This window comes from Aeromonas sp. SCS5 (assembly GCF_001887375.1).
GTDB classification, from domain to species: domain Bacteria; phylum Pseudomonadota; class Gammaproteobacteria; order Enterobacterales; family Aeromonadaceae; genus Aeromonas; species Aeromonas jandaei.
In genome coordinates this window covers 62,500-78,937 of record NZ_LFCS01000004.1, presented here as the reverse complement: position 1 = coordinate 78,937, position 16,438 = coordinate 62,500, and the positions used below count along the sequence as shown (strand labels likewise).

The 16,438-nt window shown below is 58.8% G+C and carries 16 protein-coding genes; 10 read left to right on the top strand and 6 right to left on the bottom strand.

Going from position 1 to position 16,438, the window contains the following annotated elements; genetic code table 11:
• Positions 1 to 10: 10 nt before the first annotated feature.
• Positions 11 to 913 carry a lysine exporter LysO family protein gene (locus BS300_RS05970; protein ID WP_064340141.1) on the bottom strand — a complete coding sequence of 301 codons (903 nt, stop codon included), beginning with the start codon at positions 911 to 913 and terminating at the stop codon, positions 11 to 13.
• A gap of 533 nt (positions 914 to 1,446) precedes the next feature.
• Here BS300_RS05970 and BS300_RS05965 point away from each other — a divergent pair.
• The 10 genes from BS300_RS05965 to maiA all read left to right on the top strand — a co-directional run bounded on the left by BS300_RS05965 (position 1,447) and on the right by maiA (position 10,442).
• A complete protein-coding gene (locus tag BS300_RS05965) occupies positions 1,447 to 2,217 on the top strand; it encodes an ABC transporter ATP-binding protein (RefSeq protein ID WP_071911462.1) in 771 nt (256 codons plus the stop codon).
• 50 nt (positions 2,218 to 2,267) lie between these two features.
• Positions 2,268 to 3,041, top strand: a complete 774-nt coding sequence (locus tag BS300_RS05960; protein ID WP_041209369.1) for an ABC transporter substrate-binding protein — start codon at positions 2,268 to 2,270, stop codon at positions 3,039 to 3,041.
• A 215-nt stretch (positions 3,042 to 3,256) separates the two neighbouring features.
• Positions 3,257 to 3,997 carry an ABC transporter permease gene (locus BS300_RS05955; RefSeq protein WP_041209370.1) on the top strand — a complete coding sequence of 247 codons (741 nt, stop codon included), beginning with the start codon at positions 3,257 to 3,259 and terminating at the stop codon, positions 3,995 to 3,997.
• 3 nt (positions 3,998 to 4,000) lie between these two features.
• On the top strand, positions 4,001 to 4,693 hold the full coding sequence (locus BS300_RS05950; protein WP_042029963.1) for an ABC transporter permease: 693 nt from the start codon (positions 4,001 to 4,003) through the stop codon (positions 4,691 to 4,693).
• 162 nt (positions 4,694 to 4,855) lie between these two features.
• A complete protein-coding gene (locus BS300_RS05945; protein ID WP_071911460.1) occupies positions 4,856 to 5,518 on the top strand; it encodes a TIGR01621 family pseudouridine synthase in 663 nt (220 codons plus the stop codon).
• Positions 5,519 to 5,525: 7 nt separating this feature from the next.
• Positions 5,526 to 6,224 (top strand): HAD family hydrolase, encoded by a 699-nt coding sequence (locus tag BS300_RS05940; RefSeq protein WP_239693802.1) that lies wholly within the window; start codon positions 5,526 to 5,528, stop codon positions 6,222 to 6,224.
• Positions 6,225 to 6,447: 223 nt separating this feature from the next.
• Positions 6,448 to 7,584: a 4-hydroxyphenylpyruvate dioxygenase gene (hppD, locus tag BS300_RS05935; protein WP_071911458.1), complete on the top strand. Its 1,137-nt coding sequence runs from the start codon at positions 6,448 to 6,450 to the stop codon at positions 7,582 to 7,584.
• Positions 7,577 to 8,728, top strand: coding sequence for a homogentisate 1,2-dioxygenase (locus tag BS300_RS05930; protein ID WP_071911456.1), 1,152 nt, complete (start codon positions 7,577 to 7,579; stop codon positions 8,726 to 8,728). The genes hppD and BS300_RS05930 overlap by 8 nt, the downstream gene beginning before the upstream one ends.
• Before the next feature lie 10 nt (positions 8,729 to 8,738).
• A complete protein-coding gene (locus BS300_RS05925) occupies positions 8,739 to 9,734 on the top strand; it encodes a fumarylacetoacetate hydrolase family protein (RefSeq protein ID WP_071911454.1) in 996 nt (331 codons plus the stop codon).
• 69 nt (positions 9,735 to 9,803) lie between these two features.
• Positions 9,804 to 10,442, top strand: coding sequence for a maleylacetoacetate isomerase (gene maiA, locus BS300_RS05920; RefSeq protein WP_071911453.1), 639 nt, complete (start codon positions 9,804 to 9,806; stop codon positions 10,440 to 10,442).
• Positions 10,443 to 10,617: 175 nt separating this feature from the next.
• Here maiA and BS300_RS05915 read toward each other — a convergent pair whose 3' ends face one another.
• The 5 genes from BS300_RS05915 to BS300_RS05895 form a co-directional block, all read right to left on the bottom strand.
• Positions 10,618 to 11,286: an ATP-dependent Clp protease proteolytic subunit gene (locus BS300_RS05915; protein WP_071911451.1), complete on the bottom strand. Its 669-nt coding sequence runs from the start codon at positions 11,284 to 11,286 to the stop codon at positions 10,618 to 10,620.
• 361 nt (positions 11,287 to 11,647) lie between these two features.
• Complete coding sequence (asnB, locus tag BS300_RS05910) at positions 11,648 to 13,312, bottom strand: asparagine synthase B (RefSeq protein WP_005361356.1); 1,665 nt, start codon at positions 13,310 to 13,312, stop codon at positions 11,648 to 11,650.
• Positions 13,313 to 13,504: 192 nt separating this feature from the next.
• Positions 13,505 to 13,873, bottom strand: coding sequence for a cupin domain-containing protein (locus BS300_RS05905; protein ID WP_071911449.1), 369 nt, complete (start codon positions 13,871 to 13,873; stop codon positions 13,505 to 13,507).
• Positions 13,874 to 14,002: 129 nt separating this feature from the next.
• On the bottom strand, positions 14,003 to 15,577 hold the full coding sequence (locus tag BS300_RS05900) for a cation:proton antiporter family protein (RefSeq protein WP_041209381.1): 1,575 nt from the start codon (positions 15,575 to 15,577) through the stop codon (positions 14,003 to 14,005).
• A gap of 51 nt (positions 15,578 to 15,628) precedes the next feature.
• Positions 15,629 to 16,375: an HAD-IIA family hydrolase gene (locus tag BS300_RS05895; RefSeq protein ID WP_033115984.1), complete on the bottom strand. Its 747-nt coding sequence runs from the start codon at positions 16,373 to 16,375 to the stop codon at positions 15,629 to 15,631.
• Between the last annotated feature and the right edge of the window lie 63 nt (positions 16,376 to 16,438).

The window sequence follows — 16,438 nt, the reverse complement described above, 5'->3', positions numbered from 1 at the left end:
GAGAGACAGCCTAGATAGCCAGAAAGCCGAGGATCAGGATGGGGCCGAGCAGGCTCAGGATAAAGCCGGAGACGATAGCCACTGGCACGACGGTGATGCCCCCCGACTTCTGGATAACCGGCAGGGTGAAGTCGAGGGCGGTGGCGCCACCATAACCGATAGCCGCCGAGGGGTGACGCCGCATCAGGATCGGAATGATCAGGATGGCGATAAGCTCGCGTCCCAGATCGTTGATAAAGGCGGCTGAGCCCAGCACAGGTCCCAGCTTGTCGGCCACCAGAATACCGGAGAGCGAGTACCAGCCGAAACTCGATCCCAGCGCCAGCCCATGAGCCAGGGGCATGCCCAGCAACTGGGCCGCCAGCAGGCTGCCGAGCCAGCTGCTGACAATGACGGTAGCGGCGATCTTCATTCCCCAGGGGTTGAGCAGGATCTGGCGCAGCCGCATGCCGGAGTTGCGCATCTGTACCCCGACCAGAAAGAGCAGCAGCATCAGCGCCCACTCGCTCCACTTGTCGATGGGCAGGGCGCGCAGATCTACCAGCAGACCCAGCAGCACACCGCCCAGTACCACAAAGCAGAGCTGCAGCGACTCCCACAGGAGGTGGAGCTTGCCCGGCATTTTGGCATCGCTGGCGGCATGGGTCGGCGGCGAGCGCTTGTCGAGCCACCAGAGGGCTAGCAGGTTGCAGAGGGTAATGGCGCCGAGCATGATCCCGGCCACTTTGAAGATGACGGCGAGGTTGCTGCCAAGGTTCTCCACATAGGCAAGCCCCAGCCCCATCAGAAAGAGAATGAGGTAGACCATCTTGCCCAGCCCCTGATTGACCAGCTTGATCAATCGGGCGGAGGAGAGGGGAACCAGATAGCCGATCACCAGTGGCAACAGGATCAGCAAGACATTGAGCAACATCGGGGCCTCGATCACAAAAACTGATAAAAATCCCACCTTATCATTACTTATTGGCTCTGTGTCACATTTCTCTCGCTTTCCATGGGGTTTCGGGGCCATTTATTAGGGAGTTGTTACTTTTCAGCTTGAGGTGGGGTGTGCGAAGGGGAATGCAGCTTCCTGACAAGGGGCCAATAAAATCAGTTTGATCCATTCGTTCCAGCCAGAATCTGCATGGGGAGTGGCTGCATAAAGCCATTTTGGAGTCGTTGCGGACTGAATGTGGTTTTTCTCTTGCCACAGCCATGATTGGGGTATAAAAAGGCGGTATTCCAAACGCCGATGAAACGGCTGTTTATGCAAACAAAGTGCTGAAAAATACGTGATGGTCGAATAAAAATAGAGCGATTAACCAGGATCCCCGCGTTCCATATTGTTTTTTCACTATCCGGGTGATATTTTCGCTGAAGGTTACCATCGGTTAAATTTTTGTTAAGTTGGCGATGGTGGAGTCACGCCCCTGCGGCGTCTAGGGACAGACAAGGTTGTAATGGATGAGCGACGTTGCCGCACTGGAAGTACGTGATCTGCACAAGTATTTTGGCACCCACGAAGTGCTCAAGGGCATCGACATGACTGCCCACAAGGGGGATGTCATCTCTCTTATCGGCTCCTCGGGCTCGGGGAAGTCGACTTTTCTGCGCTGTATCAATCTGTTGGAAACCCCCTCATCCGGCAGCGTCTCCCTCCATGGCGAATTGATCCGGATGAAAACCAGCCGTTCCGGCGAACGGTTGCCGGAGGATATGCGTCAGGTTGAGCGCATTCGCAGCCGGCTGGCGATGGTTTTCCAAAGCTTCAATCTCTGGTCGCACATGACCATCATGCAGAACATCATCGAAGTGCCGATCCAGGTGCTCAAGGTGCCCCGTGCCGAGGCAATCGCCAAGGCGGAGCTGCTGCTCAACAGGGTTGGACTCTGGGAGCGGCGTGACTACTACCCGGGTCACCTCTCCGGCGGTCAGCAGCAGCGTGCCGCCATCGCCCGTGCGCTGGCGGTGGAGCCCGAGGTGATGCTCTTTGATGAACCCACTTCGGCGCTCGATCCCGAGCTGGTGGGAGAAGTTCTCGGCCTGATGCGCGAGCTGGCCGAAGAGGGGCGTACCATGCTGGTGGTGACCCACGAGATGTCATTTGCCCGCGATGTATCGAACAAGGTGATGTTCCTGCATCAGGGAAGAGTGGAGGAGGAGGGCAACCCCAAAGAGATTTTTGCCCATCCCAAATCCGAGCGGTTCAAACAATTCATCTCCTCCATCTATTGATGGCCGGAGCCCGGATTTACACGATCGACTGTTTTATCAAGGAGAGATACATGAACAAGCTGATGCTGGCGACTACCGTGATTGCTGCCCTCTCTTCCGGCAGCCTGATGGCCAAGGAGTGGAAAGAGGTGCGTATCGGGGTGGAGGGTGCTTATCCCCCCTTCTCCTGGACCGAGCCCAATGGCGAGGTAAAAGGGTTTGATATCGACATCGCCAATGCCCTGTGCGAAGAGATGAAAGTGAAGTGCACCCTGGTCAAGCAGGATTGGGACGGTATCATTCCGGCGCTGCTGTCGCGCAAGTTTGACGCCATCATCGCCACCATGGACATCACTGAAGAGCGCAAGAAGAAGGTGGACTTCACCCAGAAGTACCAGCACATTCCGGCTCGCTTTGCCGCCAAGAAAGGGACTGACGTCAAGCTCGACAAGGCCTTCATGGAAGGGAAAACCGTGGCGGTGCAGCGTGCTACCTCCATGGATACCTTCATTACCGACAACTTCCCGAACGCCACCATCAAGCGTTACGGCACTGCCGATGAAGCCTATCTCGATCTGAAATCCGGCCGTGTCGACTATGTGCTGGCCGACTCCGCTGCCATCACCGACGGTCTGTTCAAGAAAGAGGGGGGCGATGCCTTTGAATTCGTCGGCCCGAAACTGACCGATCCCAAGTGGTTTGGCGAGGGTGCCGGTATTGCAGTGCGCAAGGCTGACAAGGATCTGAAAGAGAAATTCAACGCCGCCATTCTGGCGCTGCGTGCCAATGGCAAGTACAAGGCGATCAACGACAAGTACTTTGAGTTCGACGTATACGGCGAGTAAAAACTGGAGCCGTGCACGCTGAGTCATTCGCCACATAGATAGCGAATAACAGGCCGACCGGCTCACCTCGTCAGTCGTCATCGGGCCCGTTCTCTCCGTGTGGAGCGATGGGCCCTATTAATTGCAATGGAGCTGCATCTGACCGTGTTAAGGATGTGGGTTCTCTTGTTGTTCAGAGGCATCAGCCCACTCAAGAAGTTGCAATGGAGCTGCATATGTTTGATTTGAAAGGATACGAAGCCTCGTTGCTGGAGGGCGCCTGGGTCACCCTGGAGGTGGCGCTCGCCTCCCTGCTGCTGGCGCTGCTGCTCGGCATGCTGGGGGCGCTCGCCAAGCTCTCCCCTTACAAGTGGGCCCGCGCCATTGCCAGCAGCTATACCACCCTGATCCGCGGCATTCCCGATCTGGTGCTGATGATGCTGCTCTTCTTTGGCGGCCAGGTGTTCATCAACGCTGTCTGTTCCTGGGTCAACGAGACCTACAATAACTGGTTGCTGCAGAGCAACCCGTCTCAGGAGTGGGTCTCCCTGCTGCCCGATTATGTGGATATCAGCCCGTTTGCCGCCGGTGTGGCGACCATCGGCTTTATCTTCGGCGCCTATATGACCGAGACCTTCCGCGGCGCCATTCTGGCGGTGGACAAGGGGGAGCTGGAGGCCGCCCGTGCTTTTGGCATGCGTTCGAGTCAACTCTTTGTGCGGATCCTCTTCCCCCAGATGATGCGCCACGCCCTGCCTGGCTTTGGCAACAACTGGCTGGTGCTGCTCAAAACCACCGCGCTGGTCTCCATCATCGGGCTCGATGACATGGTGCGCAAAGCGTCGCTGGCGGCGGGTTCGACCCAGCAACCCTTTACCTTCTACATGGCCGTGGCGCTCATCTTCCTGATCTTCACTGCCGTCTCTACCTCGGCGCTCAAGTGGGCCGAGCGTCACTACGCCATCAAAACGAGGTAAGCCATGGATTTTTCAATCATTCTCAAAGAGTGGCCCACCTACTGGGAGGGCCTCTACACCACGGTCTGGCTGGTGGCACTCTCCCTGCTGCTTGGCCTGATGATCGCCATCCCCCTGGGCATTTTGCGCAATAGCCGCAATTGGCTGATCAAGGGGCCGATCTGGGCCTACATCTACTTCTTTCGCGGCACTCCGCTGCTGGTGCAGCTCTTTATCATCTACTACGGCGCTGCCCAGTGGGAGTGGCTGAAGAACAGTGCAGCCTGGTCGCTCTTCTCCGAGGCCTGGTTCTGCGCGCTGCTTGCATTTACCCTCAACACCGGCGCCTATACCGCAGAAATCGTGCGCGGGGCGGTACACAACATGCCGCGTGGCCAGATTGAGGCGGCCAACGCCTTTGGCATGACCCGCTGGCAGACCCTGACCCGGATCATTCTGCCCAACTCGTTTCGCCGAGCGCTGCCTGCCTACAGCAACGAGGTGATCTTCATGCTGCAAGGCTCGGCGGTGGCGGGCATCATCACCATCGTCGATCTGACCGGCGCTGCGCGGATCATCAACTCCCGCTACTACAGTCCGTTCGAGGCGTTTTTGACAGCCGGTCTGCTCTATATGCTGCTCACCTTTGTCATCGTCTGGCTGTTCAAGAAGTGGGAGACACGCTGGCACGCCCATCTGCGGCCGCGCAGTGTGTGACCGGTTAACGCCAGATGAAAAGCCCCGCCACGTCGACGGGGCTTTTTTTCGCCCGGCAATTGCCATCGGCCGTTTGCCAAATGGTGGCCGAGCAGGGACAATGCCTGCCCGAGAGCAGCCGGCGTGCCGGTTGCTGGCCTTTTTCCTGTTCGCCGAGGTGTTATGTACCGGATCCTGTTTCAACACGCCGATTTTCTGGTTATCGACAAGCAGGCCGGCATCGGCATGCATGACGAGAAGGGAGAAGAGGGAGGAGAGACTGAGCCCGGGCTGGTCAATCGGGTGAAGGCCGATACGGGTCTGACCCTCTATCCGGTACACCGGCTCGACAAGATGACTTCCGGCTTGGTGCTGCTGGCCCGCACCACGGAGGCGAACCGCGAACTGAGCATGGCCTTTGCGGCCCGCGAGGTGAGCAAACAGTATCTGGCGCTCTCCGATCGCAAACCCAAGAAGAAGCAGGGCTGGGTGAAGGGGGATATGCAAAAGGGGCGCGGCGGCAGCTGGATGCTGGCGCGCACGCTGGATAATCCTGCCATCAGCTGGTTTGATTCGGTGTCGGTGCGCGAGGGGCTGCGGCTCTATCGCATCAAACCGCAGACTGGCAAGACCCACCAGATCCGGGTTGCCCTCAAAAGCATCGGCGCCCCCATTCTCGGGGATGAGCGCTATGGCGGTACGTCAGCCGATCGCGGTTATCTGCATGCCTGGCGGCTGAGTTTCACCCTGGCCGGCGAGCCGTTCGATTTTGTCTGCCCGCCCACACAGGGAGCCGAGTTTGTCACCCCCGAGCTGACCGCGGCGATTGCCGCTCTTGCCCCTTGAGGCTCCCATGACAAGCCGCTCGCCAGCTGAACCAGTGGTGCCGAAAGAGGGTGGGGGGAATCGAGAGTGCGGGAGTGCTGCGCGCTGGATCCTGGCCGACTTTGACGACACCCTGGCCCCCGGCGACAGCCATGCCGGCTTACTGCGCTACATTCTGCGCCGCAGGCTCTGGCCGCTATTGCTGTTGCCGGTGATTGCGCTGGGTGGGTTGGTCTATCTGGTTCCCAGCCAGCGGCGGCGCGGCATCTCCCTTATCTGGTGGGCCATCACGCTTTGGCTCTCTCCCCTCGGCTGGCGCAAGCTGGTGCGCGCCTACTGCCACACTCGTCCGGGGCTCTTTCGCGAGGCGCATCGGCTGCTTGAAGAAGAAGGGCATCGCTGCTGGGTGATCTCCGCCAGCCCCTGCGCACTGGTGCGAGCCCAGCTCTATCAGCAACTGCCCGGCCAGTTGCCCCACCGGATTATTGGCTCGCAAATGCACTACCGGCTTGGCGGCCTGATGCCGCGCTTCTACTGCCACGGTCAGCACAAGCTGCTGCCAGAGATCTGCGCCCTTGATACCGAGCTGGCCTTGAGCGACAGCCTGCACGATCTGCCGCTGCTGGGGTTGGGGAAAGAGGCGTGGTTGATCAATCCGACGCCCACGCGACTGCAAAAAGCCCGTGCCCGCTTGCCCCATCTGATGGTCAAAAACTGGCAACTGTAAGGCAAAGCTGACAGCCATGCGGGTCGTCACACTTTGATCCGCAGGGCTGCGGCTTGAATGTCACAATCAATTTACATCTTTTGCTGCCAGCTACGAAAAACTATCTGCAACCTGCCTCTTCTCTTCCTGCTACGCCCTGCCTCTAATGAAACAAGTTGTTAACACTTGCTGCGCGCTGCGTGCCGCAATCCGTTTTAACCGAATCAAGAGCAAGGAGCGCCCGATGAATGCCACCTCTTCCGCCACCCATACCATCAATCCGTTAGGCACTGACGGTTTCGAGTTCGTCGAGTACACGGCCCCCGATGCCAAGGGGATTGCCGCCCTCAAGAGCCTGTTTGTGTCGCTCGGGTTTGCCGAGGTCGCCAAGCACAAACACAAGCAGTGCTGGCTCTACCGGCAGGGGGATATCAACTTCGTGGTCAACGCCGAGCCCCACTCCCAGGCGGAGCAGTTTGCCAGCCTGCACGGGCCTAGCGTCTGCGGCATGGCATTTCGGGTGAGCGATGCGGGCAAGGCACAGCAGTTCGCCATCGCCAAGGGGGCCAAGCCCTTTGTCGGCAAGATTGGCCCCATGGAGCTCAACATTCCCGCCATCTACGGTATCGGCGAGAGCACCCTCTCCTTTGTCGACCGCTACGGCGACAAGGGCTCCATCTATGACGTGGATTTTGTCTTCTACCCCGACTGGCAGGCCCGGATGGCGGAGGTGGATGCCGGTCTCATCGAGATCGATCACCTGACCCACAACGTCCATCGCGGCAATATGGATGTCTGGTCCAACTTCTACGAGCGGATCGGCAACTTCCGTGAAATTCGTTACTTCGATATCGAGGGCAAGCTGACCGGGTTGCATTCACGCGCTATGACGGCTCCCTGCGGCAAGATCCGCATCCCCATCAACGAGTCGGCGGATGACAAGTCCCAGATTGAGGAGTACCTGCGCCAGTACAAGGGGGAGGGGATCCAGCATATCGCACTCTCCTCGGCCGACATCTACCACACCATCCGCACCCTGCGCAGCCGCGGCACCGGTTTTATGCCGACGCCGGATACCTACTACGAGAAGGTGAACAGCCGGGTCGAGGGGCATCAGGAGGATCTGTCTGCCCTCAAAGAGCTACGCATCCTCATCGACGGCTCCCCCACCAAGGATGGCATCCTGCTGCAGATCTTTACCGATACCGTGATAGGCCCGGTCTTCTTCGAGATCATTCAGCGCAAGGGCAACGAAGGGTTTGGCGAGGGCAATTTCAAGGCGCTCTTTGAATCGATCGAGCTGGACCAGATCCGCCGCGGCGTGCTGGATGGCTGCGAGGATGAGAAGGGTGCCCGCAAAGAGGGAGCGAGCAATGCGTAACTGGATTAACTTTCCCCACCGGGAGGGAACCCACTCCCGACAGGCTCATGCCGACCTGCCTGAACAGGCCATCTATGAGCGCGAGCTGGGGCGTAGTGGCTTTTTCGGCCCCGCCACCCACATGCACCACAAGCATGCCCCTACCGACTGGAGCAGTTGGGAGGGGCCGCTGCGGCCACGGCTGTTTGACTTGAATGCCCTCCAGGAGGAGGTGAGTTCACACTCCCCCTGGGTGGCCCCCGACATTCTCAGCAACCCCCACTGCCGCTACCGAGTCTGGCGGCTATCCGAGGCGATGCCGTTTCTGGTGCGCAATGCCGACGGCGACGAGCTGCTCTTTATCCACGAAGGGAGCGGCGAGTTCTTCTGCGACTACGGCCACCTGACTCTTCGCGATGGCGACTATGTGGTGATCCCCCGCGGTACCATGTGGCGCATTGAGCCGACGGCGCCCCTGTTCATCCTGATGATCGAGGCGACCAACGACAGCTATCAGCTACCGGAGAAGGGGCTGGTGGGCAATCACGCCATCTTCGACCCGGCGGCGCTGGATGTGCCCGCCATCAACGAACGCTTTTTGGCCCAGCAGGATGAGAATCCCTGGTCGCTGCAGGTCAAACGCCACGATCAGGTGTCGGTCATCACCTGGCCGTTCAACCCGTTGGATGCACAAGGGTGGCACGGGGATTTGTGCGTGGTGCGCCTCAACTGGCGGGATATCCGCCCGCTGATGAGCCACCGCTACCATCTGCCGCCGTCGGCTCATTCGACCTTTGTGGCGAGCCGCTTCGTGATTTGTACCTTCGTGCCGCGCCCCATCGAGAGCGACCCCGGCGCCCTCAAGGTGCCCTTCTATCACAGCAACGACGATTACGACGAAGTGCTCTTTTACCACGCCGGGGACTTCTTCAGCCGGGACAATATCGAGCGGGGAATGGTCACCTTCCATCCTGCCGGATTCACCCACGGCCCCCATCCCAAGGCGTTTGCGGCAGGGCAGGCCTATGCCAAGAAGTTCACCGACGAGGTGGCGGTGATGCTAGATACCCGCGATGCGCTGAACGTCGGCAGTCTGTGCGAACGGATCGAGAACACCCGGTATGTCTCCAGCTGGCAGCGCCCGGACGCGGCTGCTGGCAAATAAGGAATCGCTTATGAAATTGGCAACATTGAATAATGGCAAGCGCGATGGCGCTTTGGTGGTAGTGAGCCGGGATCTGACCCGGGCGGTGCGGGTGAGCGAGATTGCTTCCACCCTGCAGGCCGCCCTCGATGAGTGGGCCGAGGTTGCCCCCAAGCTGGAGGCTGTCTATCAGCAGCTTAACGAGGGCCGTGTGACCGAGGCATTCCCCTTTGACGAAGCGTCTTGCCTATCTCCGCTGCCGCGTGCCTACCAGTGGGCCGATGGCAGCGCCTACGTCAACCATGTGGAGCTGGTGCGCAAGGCCCGCGGCGCCGAGATGCCGGAGAGCTTCTGGCACGATCCGCTGATGTATCAGGGGGGCTCCGACAGTTTTCTCGCCCCCCGTGGGCCGATTGTCATGGGCTCCGAGGAGTGGGGGATCGATTTCGAGTCGGAAGTGGCCATCATCACCGATGATGTGCCGATGGGGGTAAGCCCGCAGGGGGCTGCCAGCCACATCAAGCTGCTGATGCTGGTCAACGATGTAAGCCTGCGCAACCTGATCCCGGGGGAGCTGGCCAAGGGCTTTGGCTTCTTCCAGTCCAAACCGTCCAGCGCCTTCTCGCCGGTGGCCATCACTCCGGACGAGCTCGGCGATGACTGGCGTGATGGCAAAGTGCATCTGCCGCTTCTGACCCACCTCAACGGTGCGCTGTTCGGTGCGCCAGAAGCCGGGGTGGACATGACCTTCAACTTCTTCGAGCTGATTGCCCATGCGGCCAAGACCCGGCCCCTTGGTGCGGGCTGCATCATCGGCTCCGGCACCGTCTCCAACTACGATCGCAGCGCCGGTTCATCCTGCATCGCCGAGCGGCGCATGCTGGAAATTCTTGATTGTGATCAAGCTATAACCCCCTATATGAAATTTGGTGATAGAGTGGCCATCACCATGCTGGATCGCAATGGCAAGAGTCTGTTTGGCACACTCTCCCAGCAAGTGGTGCAGGGTGGCAGCCAGACAGAGTGATGATCCCCGAGAGATGGGGGGCCGACAGGGGGCGAGGCTGCCTGTCGGTTGACAAAAGAAGGACGAAGTATGTTGCAGTTGTTTGGCTACTGGCGCTCGTCAGCCAGTTTTCGGGTGCGGATCGTGTTGCAGCTCAAGGGACTGGATTATGAGCAGCACCCGATCAATTTGCGGCAGGGGGAGCAGCGCGAGAAGAGTTACAAACGGATCAACCCGCAGGGGCTGGTGCCCTTTCTGGTGGATGGCGATGTGCAGATCGGTCAGTCGGTCGCCATCATGGAGTACCTTGACGAGACCTATCCCGCCCACCCCCTGATGCCCTCGGCCCCCGAGGCACGCGCCAAGGTACGCCAGATAGTCAACATGATCGCCTGTGATATCCACCCGCTCAACAACCTGCGGGTGCTCAACTATCTGGAAGAGCACTTCAGGGTGGGCAAGGAGCAGGAGGCGGTTTGGTATCGCCACTGGATTGACGAAACCTTTACCGCCCTTGAACAGCTGTTGATGACCACCGCCGGTATCTACTGCGTCGGCAACGAGGTCACTCTGGCGGATTGCATGCTGGTGCCCCAGGTCTACAACGCCCGCCGCTACGAGATGACGCTGGACGATTACCCCACTATCCGCCGCATCGTCGCCAACTGCGAACAGTTGCAGGCCTTTATCAAGGCAGCCCCTGCCAACCAGCCGGATGCGCAGCCCTGAGCGCGCGATGCTGCATTTTGATGGTTAAAGCAGCAAATACTCGTTGAGCCAGTGAGATGACTGGCTCACTCACGAAATATGTTCGCGCTGTTGCCAAAACTCAGCTTGTTTTGTGAACTGCCATGGCAGCCCTTCCTGTGTGTTGGAATGGCTGCCATGGTGGGATTGGCATCAATTAGTTCTGCATATCCGTGATGTAATAGGTCACGGGATATGTTATCGGTTTTTTCATGTCCTGATTCACGAGACCTACTTTTTTGGCATTTTCAATGTTGTAGGTTGCACGTCGACTCTCAGACGAGGTGATGGCCTTTAGCTCCTCTGCCGGAATTTTGGTGCAGGAGGAGTAAATGGTGCGAAAGAGCGAGTTGTATTTTTCAGCGTCGTCCAAAATACGCTGTGCCTGATCCGGCTTCAGGTAATCATTGATTTCATTTGCCGCGGCAGCAGGATGAAGTAAGAAAGATGCCATTGGCATGGCATAACGCTCATTCGATGCACAGTAAATTATAGTTGCAGAAGAGGCGACATTTGATGCGTTAATCATATTCAGCTTCGTTGGATTTTTACGCAACGCCTCGTAGGCCATATACCCGGAGTCCATATCGCCGCCTCCGCTATTGAGGTATATGTCTATATTTTTAATGTTGCGATAATTGCCGTTAATTTCATCAACAGAGGATAACAGCCAGGCCACTGTCTGCGGATCTATGCCTGCATTGAAGTAGATGGCTGCCTTATCTACATCTGTGTCATTGACCGTATTTCCCTTGATGAAAAAAATGTTGGCGTGCACATGTAGCGGTAATGCCAGAGCAAGCAAAATTAGTTTTTTTCTCAACATAGATACCTCATCGATAATATATTCAGGGACACATGGTTGCTGACAATATCACTATTTCAAATATCGGCATCTGAAAAAAGGATTGCTGTTAATTGATACTTACATTAATTCAGTGTCAGCTACCCTGATTTCACCTCCACATGACGAATGCCATAGTGCCAGTTATGTAGCAGGGGAATACACCATCCCATTCTTCGATACGTGGTGCTCTGTCCGAGCCTATGCTCACACTTTCAACGTTGGTTTTATGGGCCATGTTCTGATCGTCGGTTTACTCTATTTGCCATAAGAAAAAGCCCTTCACCGTGGTGAAGGGCTTTTTGCTATCTGGCGTTAGCCGCTGGGGTCGCCCCGCTCTGGCTTAGTAGCCCTGCTGGTGCACGTCCATTACGGCGCGGCCAGACGGGTCGGCCATCTCCTTGAACTTGGCATCCCACTCCAGCGCGGTGGGGGTGGAGCAGGCGACCGACTTGCCGTAGGGCACGGTACGGGCGGCAGCTTCCAGCGGGAAGTGCTCGTCGAAGATGGCACGGTAGAAGTAGGCCTCCTTGGTGAGCGGGGTGTTGATGGGGAAGCGGAATGCGGCCGCCTCGAACATCTGATCCGTCACTTCCTGTTCCACCATGGCTTTCAGGCTGTCGATCCACGAATAACCTACACCGTCGGAGAACTGCTCCTTCTGGCGCCACGCCACTTCGTGGGGCAGCAGATCCTCGAACGCTTCGCGCAGGATATGTTTCTCGATCTTGCCCTTGCCGCACATCTTGTCGGCGGGCTGCAGGCGCATCGCCACGTCCATGAACTCCTTGTCGAGGAAGGGCACACGACCTTCCACACCCCAGGCGGCCATCGACTTGTTGGCGCGCAGGCAGTCATAGAGGTGCAAGGAGGCGAGCTTGCGCACGTTCTCTTCGTGGAACTCGCGGGCGTTGGGCGCCTTGTGGAAGTAGAGGTAGCCACCGAACAGCTCGTCGGAGCCTTCGCCGGAGAGCACCATCTTGATCCCCATCGCCTTGATGTAGCGGGCCATCAGATACATGGGCGTGGAGGCGCGGATGGTGGTGACGTCATAGGTCTCTAGGTGATAGATGACGTCGCGCAGGGCATCCAGACCCTCCTGCACGGTGAAGTGGATCTGGTGGTGGATGGTGCCCAGATGGTCAGCCACTTTACGGGCGGCGGCGAGATCCGGCGACCCTTCGAGCCCCACGGCGAAGGAGTGCAGTTGCGGCCACCAGGCTTCGCTCTTGCCATCGTCCTCGATGCGGCGCGCCGCATAGAGCTTGGTGATGGCGGAGATAACGGAGGAGTCCAGCCCACCGGAGAGCAGCACGCCATAGGGCACGTCGCACATCAGCTGGCGTTTGACCGCTGCTTCCAGCGCCGCTTTCAGCTCGGCCTTGTCGCTGACGTTGTGCTCGACCGCGCTGTATTCCATCCAGTCACGCTTGTACCACTGTTTGAGCTCGCCATCCTTGCTCCACAGGTAGTGTCCCGGTGGGAAGGTTTCGACGCTTTTGCAGACCGGCACCAGCGCCTTCATCTCGGAGGCGACATAGAAGTTGCCGTGCTCGTCGCGACCGGTATAGAGGGGGATGATCCCCATGTGGTCGCGACCAATCAGGTAGGCATCCTGTTCGGCGTCATAAAGGATAAAGGCAAAGATGCCGTTGAGATCATCGAGAAACGCCGGGCCCTTCTCCTTGTAGAGGGCGAGCAGCACTTCACAGTCAGATTTGGTCTGGAACTGGAAGTCGACCTTGAGGGTCTTCTCCAGCTCTTTGTGGTTGTAGATCTCGCCGTTGACCGCCAGCACATGGGTGCGCTCGGGGTTGTAGAGCGGCTGGGCGCCATTGCCCGGGTCGACGATAGCCAGACGCTCGTGCACCAGAATGGCTTTGTCGGAGCTGTAGACGCCGGACCAGTCAGGCCCGCGGTGACGAAGTCGCTTGGACATCTCCAGCGCCGATTTGCGCAGGGCTACTGCATCGGACTTGATATCCAGAATGCCGAAAATTGAACACATTGGCGGTAATCCTCTTGATTTTTATATGAGCCCCCCACGTTTGGGCTCGAAATTCCATTTACATTCCTCGTCAGACACAATGCCTAGCGGAAAAACCTTTTGCAAGCGGGAAAACCGCAGAAAATCATGCCGTAAGCGTCAAGCGGATCAACAGGATAAGGGCTGCTGCAACGGGGCTGGGTGACGTGAACGTCAAGCCGAGGCGGGTTCGAAGATGACGTAGACCTTGCGACAGGGGGTAAGGGTCTCCCACTCGCCGACAAAGCCGGCCGGAATCACGAATTGATCGCCGGGTTTGAGGGCCAGCTGGCCGCCCTGACTGTCGTGGATCACCACATCCCCCTCCAGCAGCTGGCAATACTCGTGCTCTGTGTAGTGGATGGCCCAGCGGCCCGGCTCGCAAGCCCAGAAGCCCACGTGAAACTGCTGGCTGGGATCTGAGTAGTGGTTCCACACCGTCTGGCTCGGGTGGCCCGCTTTAATGCGCTCGGGGGCGGGCATCAGCGGGGTAGGGGCCGCCTCGTGGCGGTCGAGCAAAATCCAGTCGTTGAGGGTCTTCATGGTGCCTCCTTGGCTTCGGCAGATAGGAACGCGGGGCCATCCGGTCCCGCGTTTGTTCGTTTTATTAAACGAGGTTGTGCATAACTTAAACGATGCACATTCCCTTGCCAAGGGCCGCTGGCTGCAGGATCAGAGCGGCTGCAAACGGCGGATCACATGGCGGGCAAAGCCGCTGCCCGCTTCGTTGTAGACGTTGAACACCGCATCCACCCCCTGCTCCTTGAGGGAGGCGATATCATCCTCGAAGCGAACGATGGCGGCGATCTTGCCGGCAAAGCCGTGGCTGCGCAGCTTCTCGATGGCATAGAGATTCCCCGAGTGGTGGGGCATCGCCAGTAGCACCAGATTGACCTGATTGGAGAGCAGTACCTTGTCCCAGAAGTCGGTATCGGTGGCATCCCCCTCGATGACGTTCATCCCCTGGGCGCGCAGGGTGGGCAGCTTCTCGCTGTCGTTCTCCACCCCGAGGATGACGTTGCCGTACTTGTTCTCCAGCTCGAAGTAGGCCCCCTGACCGATCCGCCCCATGCCGAGGATGATCACCTCCGCATCGCCCAGCTCGATGGGTCTGTCTTCCGGATGAAGGTTGCTCGCCTGCAACCCCTTGAGCCAGTGACCGATGCGATGGTAGATCCGCTCGCTCTGGGCATTGAGCGGAGCGGAGATCATAAAGCTCGCCGCCAGCGCCAGCGAAACCGCCACCAGCCACTCGTAGGAGAGCCAGCCCGCCTTGGCGGCGATGGCCGCGACGATCAGGCCAAATTCCGAGAAGTTGGTGAGCGCCAGGGTGGAGAGCAGGGCGGTGCGTACCCGCAGGTGAGCGCCGCTGTAGACCAGATAGTAGAGGGCGCTTTTGAGCGGCAGGGCCAGTACCAGCGCCAGTGCCAGCAACATGGTGTCGTGGGTCGGCAGACCGTTGAGACCGATGGTGAGGAAGAAGCAGATAAGAAACAGGTCTTTGAGGTTGAAGAGCGCCTTGGCAAGGCCCGCCGCTGCCGGATGAGAGGCGAGCATCATACCGATGATGAGGGCTCCGAGATCCGGCTTGAGGCCGACCACTTCAAACCCGGCTGCCCCCACCACCAGCGCCAGAAAGACCCCGAACAGCACCTGCAGCTCGCCGTGACCGGCCCGCTCCAAGAGCTTGAACAGCAGCGGGCGCAGCAGCGGCAGTCCCAGCACCCAGAGCGCCCAGATGCTGGGCCACTTGCCGCTGGAAAAGGCCAGAAACGCCACCGCGAACACATCCTGCATCACCAGCACGCCGATGGCGATGCGGGCGTAGAGGGCATTCATGTCACTGCGATCTTCCAGCACCTTGACCGCAAAGACGGTGCTGGAGAAGGAGAGGGCAAAGCCCAGCAGCAGTGCCAGCTTCCAGTCCAGCGACAGGGCCAGCACCAGCCCGAGCCCCTTGCAAACCAGCAGTACCACGGTAAAGAGCAGGGTGGAGAGCAGCAGGTGCAGGCTGGTGGTGCCCCACACATCGCGCCGCATCAGGGTCTTGATATTGAGCTTGAGACCGATGGTGAACAGCAGCAGGGTGACGCCGAGATCGGCGATCTCGTTGAGGGCCGGGGTATTGTGATAGCCCATGCCATTGAGGATAAAACCGGCGGCCAGAAAGCCGAGCAGAGGGGGCAGGCCAATCAGATTGACCAGCATGCCGCAGCCAAAGGCCACGGCGATGAGAATGGGTTCCATAACAGGTCCAGCTGGGGCAGGGGAGACCTGCCCGGTTTAAATCCTTGGGTATCAGACGATATCGATGTCGACCACGGAGTCGAAGATGTGGTTCGGCCGAAACGGCATGCGGTCGATATCGGCGACCTTGCTCACCCCGGAGAGCACCAGCACCGTCTCGAGGCCTGCCTGAAAGCCCGCCAGAATGTCGGTGCGCAGGTTGTCGCCGATGATGATGGTGTCGTCGGAGTGGGCCTCCATCCGGTTGAGCGCCGCGCGGATGATCCAGGCGCTCGGCTTGCCGACGTAGAACGGCTTCTTGCCGGTCATCCGCTCGATGGGGGCGCACAGGGCGCCGCAGGCCGGGTGCATCATGGGGCCGTGGGTATCCGGGTTGGTGGCGATAAAGCGGGCCCCCTGATCGACGAACTTGGCCCCCTGCTGGATCATGGTCCAGTTGTAGTTGCGGGTCTCGCCCACCACCACGAAGTCGGGGTCGATATCGGTGATGGTAAAGCCGGCCTTGTAGAGCTCGTGGGTCAGCGCCCCTTCGCCGATCACATAGGCCTTCTTGCCATCCTGACGCTTGAGAAAGTCGGCGGTGCCCATGGCGGAGGTGTAGAAGCACTCCTCCGGCACCTCGATTCCGGCGGAGCGGAAGCGGTTTTGCAGATCTTTCTGGGTCTGGGCCGGGTAGTTGGTCAGAAACAGCAGCTTGCTGCCCTGCTCCAGCAGGCGATGGACGAAGCGGTCGGCGCCGGGAATGAGATCGTTGTTGTGCAGGATGACACCGTCGATGTCACAGATGACGTTCTTCATGAAAACTCCTTGTCAGGGCGCAGACGAGCTGCCAATCGGTAAGACGTTCAATCATTTATGATT